The sequence below is a fragment of the Candidatus Schekmanbacteria bacterium RIFCSPLOWO2_02_FULL_38_14 genome, from assembly GCA_001790855.1.
In the GTDB taxonomy this organism is placed as follows: Bacteria; Schekmanbacteria; GWA2-38-11; order GWA2-38-11; family GWA2-38-11; genus 2-02-FULL-38-14-A.
In genome coordinates this window covers 80944-95132 of record MGDH01000038.1, presented here as the reverse complement: position 1 = coordinate 95132, position 14189 = coordinate 80944, and the positions used below count along the sequence as shown (strand labels likewise).

The 14189-nt window shown below is 39.4% G+C and carries 13 protein-coding genes and 2 pseudogenes; 13 read left to right on the top strand and 2 right to left on the bottom strand.

Annotated elements, in window-relative coordinates; genetic code table 11:
• Both A3H37_05470 and A3H37_05465 read right to left on the bottom strand, forming a co-directional pair.
• Positions 1-333: pseudogene (locus A3H37_05470) on the bottom strand (hypothetical protein).
• A gap of 101 nt (positions 334-434) precedes the next feature.
• Positions 435-1181, bottom strand: a pseudogene (locus A3H37_05465) (hypothetical protein).
• A gap of 573 nt (positions 1182-1754) precedes the next feature.
• Here A3H37_05465 and A3H37_05460 point away from each other — a divergent pair.
• From A3H37_05460 to A3H37_05400, 13 genes are all read left to right on the top strand, one after another.
• Positions 1755-3044, top strand: a complete 1290-nt coding sequence (locus A3H37_05460) for a hypothetical protein (GenBank protein ID OGL48419.1) — start codon at positions 1755-1757, stop codon at positions 3042-3044.
• A gap of 164 nt (positions 3045-3208) precedes the next feature.
• A complete protein-coding gene (locus A3H37_05455) occupies positions 3209-4705 on the top strand; it encodes a hypothetical protein (GenBank protein ID OGL48418.1) in 1497 nt (498 codons plus the stop codon).
• A 39-nt stretch (positions 4706-4744) separates the two neighbouring features.
• Complete coding sequence (locus A3H37_05450) at positions 4745-8026, top strand: cation transporter (GenBank protein ID OGL48417.1); 3282 nt, start codon at positions 4745-4747, stop codon at positions 8024-8026.
• Between the two features lie 15 nt (positions 8027-8041).
• Positions 8042-8608 (top strand): hypothetical protein, encoded by a 567-nt coding sequence (locus A3H37_05445; protein ID OGL48416.1) that lies wholly within the window; start codon positions 8042-8044, stop codon positions 8606-8608.
• Positions 8609-8625: 17 nt separating this feature from the next.
• Entirely contained in the window at positions 8626-9144 is a 519-nt protein-coding gene (locus A3H37_05440) for a hypothetical protein (protein ID OGL48415.1), read from the top strand.
• A gap of 56 nt (positions 9145-9200) precedes the next feature.
• Positions 9201-9443 carry a hypothetical protein gene (locus tag A3H37_05435; GenBank protein OGL48414.1) on the top strand — a complete coding sequence of 81 codons (243 nt, stop codon included), beginning with the start codon at positions 9201-9203 and terminating at the stop codon, positions 9441-9443.
• 54 nt (positions 9444-9497) lie between these two features.
• Positions 9498-10025 (top strand): hypothetical protein, encoded by a 528-nt coding sequence (locus A3H37_05430; protein ID OGL48413.1) that lies wholly within the window; start codon positions 9498-9500, stop codon positions 10023-10025.
• Positions 10026-10139: 114 nt separating this feature from the next.
• Positions 10140-10742 carry a hypothetical protein gene (locus tag A3H37_05425; GenBank protein ID OGL48412.1) on the top strand — a complete coding sequence of 201 codons (603 nt, stop codon included), beginning with the start codon at positions 10140-10142 and terminating at the stop codon, positions 10740-10742.
• 67 nt (positions 10743-10809) lie between these two features.
• On the top strand, positions 10810-11370 hold the full coding sequence (locus tag A3H37_05420; protein OGL48411.1) for a hypothetical protein: 561 nt from the start codon (positions 10810-10812) through the stop codon (positions 11368-11370).
• 97 nt (positions 11371-11467) lie between these two features.
• Positions 11468-11701: a hypothetical protein gene (locus A3H37_05415; GenBank protein OGL48410.1), complete on the top strand. Its 234-nt coding sequence runs from the start codon at positions 11468-11470 to the stop codon at positions 11699-11701.
• Positions 11686-11871: a hypothetical protein gene (locus A3H37_05410; GenBank protein OGL48409.1), complete on the top strand. Its 186-nt coding sequence runs from the start codon at positions 11686-11688 to the stop codon at positions 11869-11871. Before A3H37_05415 ends, A3H37_05410 begins: the two co-directional genes overlap by 16 nt.
• An 84-nt stretch (positions 11872-11955) precedes the next feature.
• A complete protein-coding gene (locus tag A3H37_05405) occupies positions 11956-13014 on the top strand; it encodes a hypothetical protein (protein OGL48408.1) in 1059 nt (352 codons plus the stop codon).
• The gene (locus tag A3H37_05400; protein ID OGL48407.1) at positions 12978-13964 is read left to right on the top strand and encodes a hypothetical protein; all 987 of its coding nucleotides are present in this window, start codon (positions 12978-12980) and stop codon (positions 13962-13964) included. Before A3H37_05405 ends, A3H37_05400 begins: the two co-directional genes overlap by 37 nt.
• Positions 13965-14189: the final 225 nt, after the last annotated feature.

Sequence of the window (14189 nt, the reverse complement as noted above, 5' to 3'; positions counted from 1 at the left end):
AACAGAAAGGATTAGAAGTGTATAAAGATTCAATGGATTGTTTGTTCCTTTATCCTCTTTCATCTTTGTTGATTCAAAAATCATCTTGCAGCCAATTATGCTTAGAAGACCGAATGCTATCCAGTGGTCAAAGCTTGAAATAGAATCCCTCACGCCTGCACCTGCAAGCCATCCCACAACAGGCATCATTGCCTGAAAGGCACCAAAAAAGAATGCAATTTTAAAAGCGTTGTTTGCTTTTAAATTTTTTATTGCAAACCCGCTTGTTACAGAAACAGCAAAGGCATCCATTGAAAGCCCAATGGCAATGAACAAAACAGTAATTAAGCTCATAAAAATCTTTCTAAAGGATTGAAGGGTTCAAGTGGTTGATGGTAAAATGCAAAAATAATTTATGCAAGAAAGATTTTTATGGAAGGAAGGGGTGATTTATTTCATCTTCCTTCAACCTTTAATATATTCGTTTTCTTTTTCAAGGTACGAAGGATTACATAAACAACCAACCCAATGACAGATGAAATGAGCCAGAATGAGTCTATCTTGAATTTTCATTCTGCAAATATATTCCCTGTGAAATCCAGCAACCCAAAGCATAAAATTATAAGAAAGAAGGCTGTATATTCTCTTTTTAGAATATTTTTGAAAGAAAAAGATAGATCAGGCTGATTCCAGTTTTTAAAATTTGGGATAAAAGCCGGGGGTTTTTTAGACCATTTTTCAAAATTTTCACCGAATTTTTTTCTTAAAAACTCTTCCTCTGCAAACATAATCCTTTCGTAATATAGCCAGAAAGATAAAACAGCAAATATAATAAACCACCATACCTGAGTAAATAAAACTACTCCTGAAAAGATAAAGAAATTCCCAAGGTAAAGGGGATGCCTTACTATTGAATACATTCCTGTTGTATTAAGTATTTCTGCTTTCTGACCTCTTGTATTCCTCCTTGATGTTCCCCTCGGAGTATAAGCCACTACAAAAGAACGGATAATCAAGCCAACGAAAGATAACATCAAACAGGGTATTTCCCAAAGTTCTTCTGCAAAATGGCTTACTGTTCTTTCAAAATACTCGGATTCTCGTAAAGCAATTAAAAGAACAGGAAGAATAATTAAAGGCAGATAGCTTCGCCACCTGAAAAACCAGTTGCCTGTAGCTTCAAATTCTTCTTTTAGTGCCATTCTTCCCCCTAAATATTCCTCAACATTATTTAATCCACTATTTCTTACTTAACTGCATCCAATAATTCGTACAAAGTAAGAAATCTTTACTACACTGTCAATGAAATTCCAGAATATTACTTTTAACTTCTGTCTCAAATTCTCCAATCCACTGTCTGATATCCTACAATTTTATAAATAAATTATAGAATCTTAACAGCCAAACCTTTATCCTCAAAAAGAATAAAATCTTAATTTATCAATATGTTATATTGTTAATTACTCATTAAAATCCTTTTTGGCACAGGGTTTGCATATAAGAAAGATGGAACTTTTGCTGAGATAGCGTGTCTTTAAAATTTTGTAATGATTAAATAGGGATGCCTATTGTCATTGCGAGGAGCAACAGCGACGTGGCAATCTCTAACCAATTTATTTATATAAAACTGAGATTGCGGAGTTTATCCCGAGTGAGATTGCTTCAGGGCTAAAGCCCTTCGCAATGACAAGCGAGGGACCTGCTCGCCTGCCTGCGGTAGGCAGGCAATGACAGCGAAGTGTTTATTTCAAACTCAAACATATTGGAGTGAGGATATGAAAAAGATAAAAATTTTCTTTTTATTTTTCTTAATTTCAGTTTTTTCGCTCTCAACAAGCCTTGCAGAAGAAAAAGAACTTCCATCGCTAAAGCTTAGTGAGCTTATTGATGAAGCGCTTAAAAACAACCCGGGAATCAAAGCCCTGAAGAACCGTTTTGAAGCATTAAGCCAGAAGCCATCTCAGGAAGGAACTCTTGATGACCCGAAACTTATGCTTGGAATTACAAATGTGCCGGTTGATGAATTTGGTTTTGATTCTGAATCAATGACACAGAAAGAGATTGGAATTTCACAGATGTTCCCGTTTCCCGGGAAATTGAAGCTCAGAAGCGAAATAGCACAGAAAGAGGCAGATGCTGCAGAAAAGGAATATCATCACAAGGTTAATGAAATAAGCGAGAAAGTAAAGGATGTTTACTATGAGCTTTTTTATATTTATAAAACAATTGGGATAACAGAAAAAAACAAAAACCTTATCACTGAGTTTGTTAAAATTGCTGAAACAAAATACTCAGTGGGGCAGGGAATACAGCAGGATATCCTTAAGGCTCAGGTTGAGCTTTCAAAGATAATAAATGAACAGATTGGGCTTGAGCAGGAGAGGGAAAGCGCTGAGGCAATGCTGAATTCCATTCTTTCCCGCAATCCCCAAAGCCCGGTTGGGAAACCTGATGAATTTGAAAAGACAAAACTTAAATTCTCAATTGAAGAGCTTATGAAAATGGCTGAAAGCAACATGCCAATTCTCCTTGGCATAAAGGATTCGGTCCAGCAGTTTGAGAAAAGCTATTCTCTTGCAAAAAAAGATTACTATCCTGATTTTGAATTCAACTTGAGCTATGGACAAAGGGATAGATTAAGAGCTGAAGGAATGAGCGAAGACTGGCCTGATATGATTTCAGCCACTGTGACAATCAATCTTCCCATATGGAGAAGCAGTAAGCTTGACAAGAAGGTTGAAGAGACGCTTGCAAATAAAAGAATGGCAGAAGAACAATACAATTCTATGAAGAATGAAATTTATTTCAATCTTAAAGATATTATTGCTGAGGTAAAAAAGGGTGAAAGGCTTCTTGAACTCTACAAAACCGGGATAATCCCACAGGCAGCACAGTCTTTGGAATCAGCAATGGCAGGGTATGAAGTCAATAAAATAGATTTTCTGACCTTGCTTGATAACCAGATAACGCTTTTTAATTATGAGATTGAGTACTATAAGGTTCTTTCTGATTATGAGAAAAAACTTGCAAAGCTTGAGACAATGGTGGGGATGAAGTTATTTTAATGAATAAATTAATGACAAATGACAAAGCTCAAAGTTCAAATAAATGTCAAAGTATAAAATTAGAATTTATTAGAAAAATTAGATTTTTTAAATTTAATTATTTGAGCTTTGTTTGATATTTGGATTTTGTAATTTGAACTTTAGATACTTGGGGTGATAAAGAGATGGAAAATGAAAACAGAAAATGGGGTATAGGAAAACTGCTTTTGGTAATTCTCCTAATAGTTTTAGCAGGATTTGCAGGGTATATGTTCAAGGATAAAACCAAAGAGATGGCTTCTGCAAAATCAGAACAACAGAGCAATCATGCAGAGCAAAAGAAAACGGATATTAAAAAAGATGATATGGATATGAGCGATATGAAAATGGAGGATGAAGGGAAAAAAGAAAGCAAAGAGAAAAAAATCCTCTACTGGGTTGATCCTATGCATCCAGTTTACAAGTCAGATAAGCCGGGAATTGCTCCTGATTGCGGAATGCAGCTTGTTCCGGTGTATGCTGAAGAGGAAGGCACAGGTGAAGCACCTCCCAAAGGCTCTACAATGATTACTTCTACAAAACAGCAAATAATAGGAGTAACCTATGGTGTTGTATCAGTTGAGCCATTGACACGGACCATAAGGACTGTTGGCAGGATTACATACGATGAGACAAAAATTGTAAAAATCAACCCGAAAATTGAAGGGTGGATTGAAAAGGTTTATGTTGATTTTACAGGAAAACTTGTCAAGAAAGGTCAGCCCCTTATCAGCATATATAGCCCAGAGCTTGTTTCAACACAGCAGGAATATTTACTTGCGCTTAAGTCAAAAGAGTATTTAAGCAAAAGTCCCTTTCCTGAGATTGCTAATAGTTCAAATTCACTCCTACAGTCGACAAAAAAGAGGCTTGAGTTTTGGGATATCCGGGAAGATGAAATAAGAGAGATTGAAAAGCGCGGTGAGCCGGTCAAAACAATGACCCTCTATGCGCCAAGCAGCGGTTTTGTTCTTACCCGTAACGCCTTTGAGCGCCAGAGAGTTATGCCGGAGAGTGAACTTTATACAATTGCTGACCTATCTAGAGTCTGGGTTCTTGCGGATATATATGAATATGAGATACCAATGATTAAACTCGGCCAGACTGCCACGATTATGCTCTCTTATTATCCTGGAGAGATATTTAGTGGCAAAGTTACTTATATCTATCCACAACTTGACAACATTACCCGTACATTGAAGGTACGCCTGGAATTTTCTAACCCCGATTTTAAATTAAAGCCTGATATGTATGCAAATGTTGGGTTCCAGATTAACTATGGCAAGCAAATTTCCGTGCCTGAAGAAGCAGTGCTTGATTCAGGAAATGAGCAGATTGTCTTTGTTGCGCGCGAAGAAGGTCTTTTTGAGCCACGCAAGGTGAGCTTAGGTGCAAAGGTGGATAAACGATTTATTATCCTTGAGGGACTTAAAGATGGTGAGAAAATTGTAACTTCCGGTAATTTCTTGATCGACTCAGAAAGTCGTTTAAAGTCTGCAATGGGTGGAATGGAAGGTATGGGGCATGGCGGAGGAGAGCAAGCAGGCGAAGTAGCAACTGGTGAAGAGCAGAAGATTCCAAGTGCTCCAGTGGGCAAGCAGAAACAAGAACAAACCAAGATGCCGCCAATGCCGGGAATGTGAGGAAGACAGGTCTCAGGTCTCTCTTAAGGTATTCAGATAATGATTAATAAAATTATCGAATTTTGCGCAAATAATAAATTCATTGTCTTCATCGTCGTAGGTATGGCAGTTTTTGCCGGAATCTATTCGATGAAGAATATTACCCTTGATGCAATCCCCGACCTTTCAGACACACAGGTGATAATCTACTCGAGGTGGGACAGAAGCCCTGACATAATGGAAGACCAGGTTACCTACCCGATTATCAGAGCAATGCTTGGTGCACCAAAAGTGAAAGATATTCGCGGTTTCTCTGACTTCGGCTATTCGTATGTCTATATTATTTTTGAAGATGGAACAGATATCTACTGGGCGCGCTCACGAACCCTTGAATATCTTAGCAGTGTCATACCAAAACTCCCTCAGGGTGTTCAGGTAGAGCTTGCAAAGGATGCAACGGCAGTTGGCTGGGTTTTCCAGTATGCCCTTGTAGATACAACTGGAAAACATAACCTGGCAGAACTCCGTTCACTCCAGGATTGGCATCTTAGATATGAGCTTCAGTCCATACCCGGTGTGGCTGAGGTTGCACCGATTGGCGGATTTGTCCGTCAATATCAGGTCAACCTCGATCCCAACACGCTCCTGGCGTATAAGATTCCAATAGAAAAGGTTATCGATGCAATCAGGGAGGGAAACAATGATGTTGGAGGAAGGCTTGTTGAATTTTCAGGTCGTGAATATATGGTCAGGGGACGTGGCTACATACGCTCAGTTTCTGATATTGAGAATATTGTTGTCGGTACAAACGAGGGAGGAGGAACGCCCATACTGGTAAAAAATCTCGGCAGGGTTACTTTAGGCCCTGATATCCGCCGGGGTATTGCTGAGCTTGATGGAAAAGGTGAAACAGTTGGAGCCATTGTGATTATGAGGTTTGGTGAAAACGCATTGAAGGTGATTGAGCGGGTTAAAGCAAGGATTGCCGAGATTGAGCCAAGTTTGCCTGAGGGTGTAAAAATTATAACTACTTATGATAGGGCAGAACTGATTGAGAGGTCAATTGAGACACTTAAGGGTACGCTTATTGAAGAACTTACGATTGTAAGCCTTGTGATTTTAATCTTCCTCTGGCATATTCCAAGCGCTATTATTCCTATCCTCACAATCCCTATTACAATTATAATTTCCTTTATTCCCATGTACGGGATGAAGATTACGGCCAACATAATGTCCCTTGGGGGCATTGCCATAGCCGTCGGTGCAATGGTTGATGCTGCCATTGTTGTGGTTGAGCAGACCCACAAAAAACTTGAACACTGGGATGTGGAAGGAAGACCTGGAAATTTTAAGGATGTTGTTATAAGTGCGGTCAAGGAAGTGGGGGGTCCGAGCTTCTTTGCACTTCTTGTAATCGCTGTATCATTCATACCTATTTTTACACTCGAGGCGATGGAAGGACGGCTATTTAAACCCCTTGCATTTACAAAGAATTTTTCAATGATAATTGCAGCAGTGCTTGCAATTACTCTTGACCCGGCTCTACGGCTTCTCTTTACCCACATGAAGAATTTTGACTTCCGTCCGCGCCTGCTGTGCAGGGTTGTTAATGCGGTTCTTGTCGGGAAAATTCACAGTGAAGAGAATCATCCTATCAGCCGCCCGCTGATGAGGATATATCATCCAATCGTAGAATTTGTACTGCGCCATCAGTGGGCAACAATTGCCGGTGCAGTGGTTATTATATTACTTACCATTCCGATTTTTTCCCGCCTTGGTTCAGAGTTTATGCCTCCCCTTGATGAGGGTGTACTCCTTTATATGCCAACCACTATGCCTGGAATTTCTGTAACAGAGACCCAGAAGATTCTGCAAGTACAGGATAAAATCCTTAAATCATTCCCGGAAGTTGAAAGGGTATTCGGCAAGGCAGGAAGGGCTGAAACTGCAACTGATCCAGCCCCGTTTTCAATGATGGAGACAGTGGTTGTTCTTAAGCCTCATGACCAGTGGCCAAAAATGCCCCGCTGGTATTCAGACTGGGCACCGGAGTGGTTAAAAAATATGTTTCGCCGTGCTTGGCCTGACCACAAGAACACACAGGAACTTATTTATGGGCCAGGGGGATTAAACGAAGCCTTGCAGATTCCAGGCGTTATCAATGCATGGACAATGCCTATTAAAGCAAGAGTGGATATGCTGACAACAGGGATAAGGACTCCTGTTGGGATTAAGGTTCTTGGCTCGGATTTAAATAAAATCCAGGAGATAGGCCAGCATATTGAAATGGTTATCAAAGACGTTCAGGGAACAACAAGTGTTTTTGCAGAGCGCACAGCAGGGGGCTACTTCCTTGACTTCAATTTCAAGCGGGAGGAGCTTGCCCGCTATGGACTCACAATTGGTCAGGCAGAGAGCGTCGTTATGTCGGCTGTCGGGGGCGAGAATATTACCACTACGATTGAGGGGCGGGAACGTTATTCTGTCAATGTTCGCTATCTGCGTGACTACAGAAGCACAGTTGACAATCTCAGCCGTGTCCTGGTTCCAACCACCGGTGGTGCGCAGATCCCAATGGCTCAGATTGCTGATATTAAGCTTCTGTCAGGTCCTGGCATGATAAGGGATGAAAACGGGAGGCTTAGCGGCTATGTGTATGTGGATGTTACAGGGCGTGATGTTGGCGGTTATGTGGCTGATGCAAAAAAAGCAGTAAGGGAAAAGGTTAAACTTCCTCCAGGCTATACGCTTATCTGGAGCGGGCAGTATGAATATATGCAGAGGGTTGAGGAAAGGTTGATGATAGTGGTTCCGATCACTCTCTTTATCATCATCCTACTTCTTTACTTTAACACCCGCTCTGCGGCAAAGACATTGATTATTTTCCTTGCTGTTCCGTTTTCAGCAGTCGGAGCAATCTGGTTTCTCTATCTCCTCGGTTATAACACCAGCATTGCAGTATGGGTCGGGCTGATAGCACTTTTGGGAGTAGATGCAGAAACCGGTGTATTCATGCTTCTTTATCTTGATATTGCATATTATGCTATGCGTGAGAAAGGCATGATGAAGACCAAAGAGCATTTGCGGGAGGCAATTGTTGAAGGTGCAGTGAAGCGTTTGAGGCCTAAATTCATGACTGTGGCCGTGATGTTTATGGGCTTGGTTCCAATCATGTGGTCAACGGGCACCGGCGCAGATGTAATGAAGCGGATTGCTGCGCCAATGATTGGCGGTATTTTTACTTCGTTCATTATGGAACTGGTGGTCTATCCTGCCATCTATGAAGTTTGGCGCTGGTACTTTTATGTGAGAAAGGAAGCAAATCTGAATGTGCAGCCTTAAAAGAGGAGGTGTCAGATGAGTTTTGATTCAATACCTATTCATCCCATGATGGTCCACTTTACTATTGCTTTATTGTCAGTCGGATTTTTATGTGATTTGTTGGCAAGGTTTACAAAAAGTGAATCCCTGAAAAATGCTGCGTGGTGGAATCTTTTATTTGGATTTTTTGCTATAATAGCTACTGCGTTAACAGGATGGTTAGCAGCAAGGTCTATCCCCCACAGTGAAGCTACCCATGAGATTATGGAAATCCACGAAATATTAGGATTTACGGCTCTCGGAATTTTTGCAGTTCTTTTACTATGGAGAATTTTAATTAGAGCAAATATCATTACCAGATTTTTTATTCTTTCCACGGCTGTGTGGCTGATTGGAGTGGGGGTTATATTTGCAGGAGGGTATTATGGTGGCAAACTGGTTTATGAATTTGGTGTTGGAGTAAAAGGAGTAGTACAAGAAAAAGAAACAGAGCATAAGCATAATGGGACTGAACACAAAGATGTAAAGAAAGAGACTAAAGAAAAAGAATCCAAACCGGAGCAAAAACATGTTCATAAAAATGGCAAGGAGGATACACATTAAAGTTTTAACTTAAACTTATGGAGGAAAAAATGGATAAAAAGAAATTTTTAGTATTGGCAACAATGTTATTGTCTATGGGGCTTATTGGTTCTTGTCGTCATCATGCTATGGCTGAAGAAGAACATCCGGCAAAACATCCTTCTGCTCACATTCATATGATGAATGCAAATGTAGTAAAGGCAGATGAATATATGGTCTCTTACGGAATAGAGACCATGGCAGCGCATAATAAGATGATGCAGGATATGAAGGTTGATGCAAGCAAGATGAAAATGGATCCAAATGCATCACACCATTTATCTATGGAAATTTCTGAAGAAAATGGCGGTAAAAAGATAGAAGATGCAAAGATAAAAATTAAAGTCATTGACCCATCTGAAAAATCTCAGGAGAAATGGGTTGAATGGAGCAATGAGATGAAACACTATGGATGTGATATGGAAATGAAGGAGAAAGGAAAGTATGGGGTCATTATTTTATTTAAAACAAATGATGATAAAAAGCATACTGCAAAGTTCTGGCACGAAATAAAGTAAGCATCTGAAACTCTGTTTTGTCAGAATCAGAAACAAAGGAAAGGAGGTGAAAAATAATGATAAGAAAAAATACTCCCGGAAAGCAAACTTCATCAACAAAAGTTTCTCAAAAATCTTTAAGCCAGGAACAATTGATGGAAAAAATTCAGAAACGAGCTTACGAACTTTATGAAAAAAGAGGACGCACTCCGTGTAACGAACTGGCTGACTGGTTTGAGGCAGAAAGGATGGTAGAGAAAGAATTACAACCAGATGTTTTGAAAAAGAAGGGAGTAAGAAAAAAGAGGAATGTAGAATAATACTCTGATAGACAGAGAATTTTAATAGAAAAATATTTTTTAGAGGAAAATTTAATGAAGTTTAAAAAGATAGTAATTGTTTTTTTCAGTATTGTTGTTTTTGTTGCCTTTTCAAGTTTTAGCTTTGCCGGGCACAAGGGGAGCAAATCAGGGATGAAGAGTGGACAGGGCAGTAAAGGGAAAATGAACAAAGGTATTACAAATGGTTCTGGAGGCGGAATGGGTTCCCAGACAATGAAGGGAAAAAATGTTGGAACTTCCCAAGAGAGTGATTCTACTAACACCAATTCTCATATGGGCACAAATTCCAATATGGGAAGCGGTAGTAATATGCACGGAGACAGCGCGACAGGGACAGGAAGCCATCAAGGTAATAGTGATCAGAATATGATGAGTGGCTCTGAAATGGGAGGAAGTGATTCCCATATGACAACTACAGGCGGAACAGATGGCCATCATAGTGGTGGTATGATGGGTTCGGGCCAGGGAGGAAACGGAAATAGCTCAGGATATGGTATGGGAAGCGGCAGTAATATGGGTTCAGGGAGTGGTATGGGAAATAGCGGGCATATGGGACAGTAATATAAAGGATTGAAGGGGTCAAAGGGTCAAGGATTCAAGTAAAAATCAAATCCCCCCCCTTGCCCCCCCCCTTTTCTAAAGGGTGGAATTATAAAATCACAAGGAGGCAAAGTTATGCGTAGGAAAATAGTATTTCTATTATTTCTTATCTCAAGCATTGTAATCTTTTCTGTGCCGGTTAAAGCCATGATGTGTGGGGATATGATGGGATGGTTTGGGGGAAAGGGACATAAGCATGGTGGAGAGACTCCAAAAGAGGTATCTCCGCAATATCAGCAGCCGGGTGGAAATGTTGAAGGAGGGTTTTATTTAGATTTAAGAGAAGAACTGAATTTAAGTGAATTCCAGATAAAGGCTCTTGATGAGATTGGGAAGGAATATGAGAATGAGAGGGCAAAGAAGGCTTTAAGCACAGATAAGCTTGAAAGAGAGCTTGCAATGCTACAAATGCAAAAAGGTGCGGACATGGAAGAAATTAAGAAAAAGGTTGACGAAATGGAAAATTTAAGGAAAGAAATTAGATGGGATTACATAAAATCAGTAGAACGAGCTAAGAAGCTTTTAACTGATGAACAGCTTGATAGGTTGTCAAAAATTAGTAAAGGTGATGCTTTAAAGACAGAGCAGGAAATTGATAGGGGAAGTATGAGTCGTGATAACAATACAATGGGACGTGATGGAATGGGCAGCCATGGAGGAATGATGGGGGGACATTAAAACCGTAAAACAACCATCAAAATTCCCTCCCCTTGCGGGAGGGAATTAAAGGGAGGGGGGATCAAAGATGATATTTCACCCTCACCCAAACCCTCTCCCATCAAGGGAGAGGGAAAAATCTAGTTGCTTAAAAGGAGTAATCATTTTCAAGAAAGCATTTTTACAGATTTTTTTAATATCGCAGGTTTTATTGCTCTCTGGAATGGGATTTTTGCCTAACCAGAAACCCGAAAAATGCGCTTTATGTGGAAGGGATGTTCATGAAATTACAAAAACCCTTGTAACTTTTGAAGAAGGAAAAGATGAAAAGGCTTGCTGTATTAAGTGTGCATTAAAATATGAGGCTCAGAGTTCAAAGAAGGATCTATCAATAAAAGTTGCTGATTTTAACACAGGAGAGATTGTAGAATCTGAAAAAGCCTTTTATGTGGTTGGGAGTGATATTACTCCCTGTTCTTCACAAAAGGTCATGATTGACCAGACAAAAACCCAATTTGTATTATGTTATGATAGATGTTTACCAAGTGTCATTGCTTTTAAAGGGAAAGTGAAAGCCCTGGAATTTATTGAAGAGCATGGTGGAAAAATTCTTACATTCAAGGAAATAGAAACTGCAGAAAGGAAATGAAACATTCGTTTTGACAAGTTGGGATAAAATAGAAAGAAAGCAGGTCAGGCGCCTGCCTGCGGTAGGCAGGTCTCGCCTGTCCTAAAAGGAGTGTATTGTGAAATTCCTATCAAAACTTTTAGTAATAATAGCAGTCCTATTTATATTTTCTTTTTATATTTGGGGTCACGGAATGACGAACTGGAAAGTTCCAGAAGAAAACAAAAGGGTAAATAATTCTCTAAGTACAGATGAAAATTCCATAAGTCGTGGCAAAGAACTTTATAAAAAAAATGCATTGACTGCCATGTGGAAACCGGAGACGGTAAAGGTTCAATGGCAGATGAACTAACAGTAAAACCATCAAACTTCAATAACAATAACATGATGAGCATGATGACTGACGGAGAGATTTTTTATAAAATTTCAAAAGGAAACCAGCCAATGCCTCAATGGGAAAAGAAATTAACTGAAAATGAAAGATGGGATCTGGTAAATTACATTAAGACGTTTGCAAAATAGTTGCTGAAAAAAAAAGTAGTTCTGCTCTAAGATTATTTCAAGTTTGTAAACCTTCATGCTTGTAAGATATAGGGAGATTTTTAAATGACCTCAATCCCAATTAATTTTGATGAAGTTAAAGAGATTAGTAATTTTTTACCTAAATTTATAGATATTCTTTCCAAGAATTTAGGTGATGGAAGCTTAGATATCCTTAGCTTGTTTGAAAATTATACCAGGGCTAAAGAGATAAGCCAGAAGATGAGGGACGAGGGAATTGTTGTTCCAAAGGTTCTTATAATTAGCCCATCAATGAGATGCAACCTCGACTGCATAGGCTGTTATGCAAAGGGATATCTGAAAGATGGTGAACTCTCTTTGGAAGAGATAGATAGAGTGATTAATGAGGCAAAAGATTTAGGGATATTTCTCTTTTTGATTAGCGGCGGAGAACCTTTTTTTAGAGAAGGGCTCCTTGATGTTTTAACCTGCCACAGGGATGTGGTTAGCTGGATATTTACTAACGGAACTCTTTTTACGCAGGCAGTGGCAGATCGCTTAGAAAAATGCAGAACAATATTTCCTCTTTTCAGTATTGAAGGGTTTAAAAGGGAAACTGATACATGGAGAGGTAAGGGAACATATGAGAAGATTATATTGGCAATGGAATCAGCCAGGAAAAGGAATATCCAGTTTGGTTTTTCTACGACCGTAACAAAGAGGAACATTTCTGCTGTAACCCAGGAAGAGTTCATTGATGGAATGATAGAGGCAGGGTGCAAAGTTGGAATATATTTAGATTATAACCATAAGGATAATAATGTACCTGATACCTTTTCCTGTGACAGGGCTGAAAAACTATTTCTCAAAGAGGTAGTTGATAAGTATAATGAGAGGGAAGATTTCGCCTTGGTTAACCAGTCTCACTGGGAAGAGATGGCTGGAGGATGCCTTGGCGCCGGCAGGGGATTGCTGCATATAAATTCTCAAGGTGGCGTTGAACCATGCCCAATGGTAAGGCTGCCGGGAGGAAATATAAGGGATAAAAGCTTAAAGGATATTTTAGGGTCAGAATTATTTGCAAAAATGAGGAAAAATAGGGAACACTTAGAGGACGGGTTGGATTGGTGTATTTTAAAAAATCAGGAAGGGTTAATTTTATGAAGAAAAAAATATATATAACATTATTTTTAACCGGGGTTATTGTTTTTTTCGGACTTTATGCCTCAGGATTGATTAATGACAAGAAAGAAGAGGAGAGAAGTAATTTTTACAAAAATATAGGCAACAACAGCCAGGCAGAGCTAAAAATCTCAGGAATGACCTGCGGAAGCTGTGTTGAAAAGATTGAGAATGCTCTAATGAAAGTTAAAGGAGTGAATTCAACAAAGGTAAGCCTTGCAAAACAGAAAGCCACTGTTCTTTTTGACCCTGAAATAACCTCTGCCTCATTACTTGTTAATGCCATTAACAAGCTTGGGAAATACAAGGGAACTCTTGCAAATATTAAAAACAGCAATGAGCTTCTGAAAGAAGAAAAAGAACGGATTGAAAAGGCAAAGCTATTTGCAATGAGCATAAATGGAAAGGAAATATCCAATAAAGATTTTGAAACAGTTCTTGGAAAACAGCTTAAGAATTTCAAAAAAGTGGGCAAAGACTATTATCCTACAATGAGGCAAAGAGAGCAGATAATTGCAGAGGTTGCAGATTCAATGATAGATGAAGCCATCATACAGAATGAAATAGGTAAAGAAAATTTTTCTGTGACTGACCCGGAGATAAATGCTGAGATAGACAAAATTAAAACCAACTATAAGCTTGACGACAAAACCCTGAAAGAAAACCTTCGGGCTCAGGGACTTGATATAAATGGTTTTAAAGAAGAAATAAGAAAGGGCCTAAAAGTCAACAAGTATCTTGAAGCAAAGGTCTTTCCTCCAAGAACACCTGAATCAAAGAAAGGCTTTCTCTACCAGCAGTGGATTTCCGGGCTTTATGATCAAGCTGAAGTCAGGATTTACAGCGATGAAATCTTAAAAGCTGTTGATAGCAGCAATACAGCCTCAGGAGGATGTGGCAGTGGAGGCGGGTGTTGTTCAAAACGGGGATAAAGCTTCAGGAATCACAACTATTTAAAACGTAACAATAAGGATTGAAACGAGTAGCCGAGAATGTCATTGCGAGGAGCGATAGCGACGAAGCAATCTCAAAAAAGTCATGTAAATAAAGAGGTTGCCACGCTCTTTTAAGTCGCTCGCAATGACAGGAATGGAGTTCTCAGTCAGACCCAAAGGCTTTGTCGTAATGAACGCTCTGTTTCTACATTGAAAGAATAA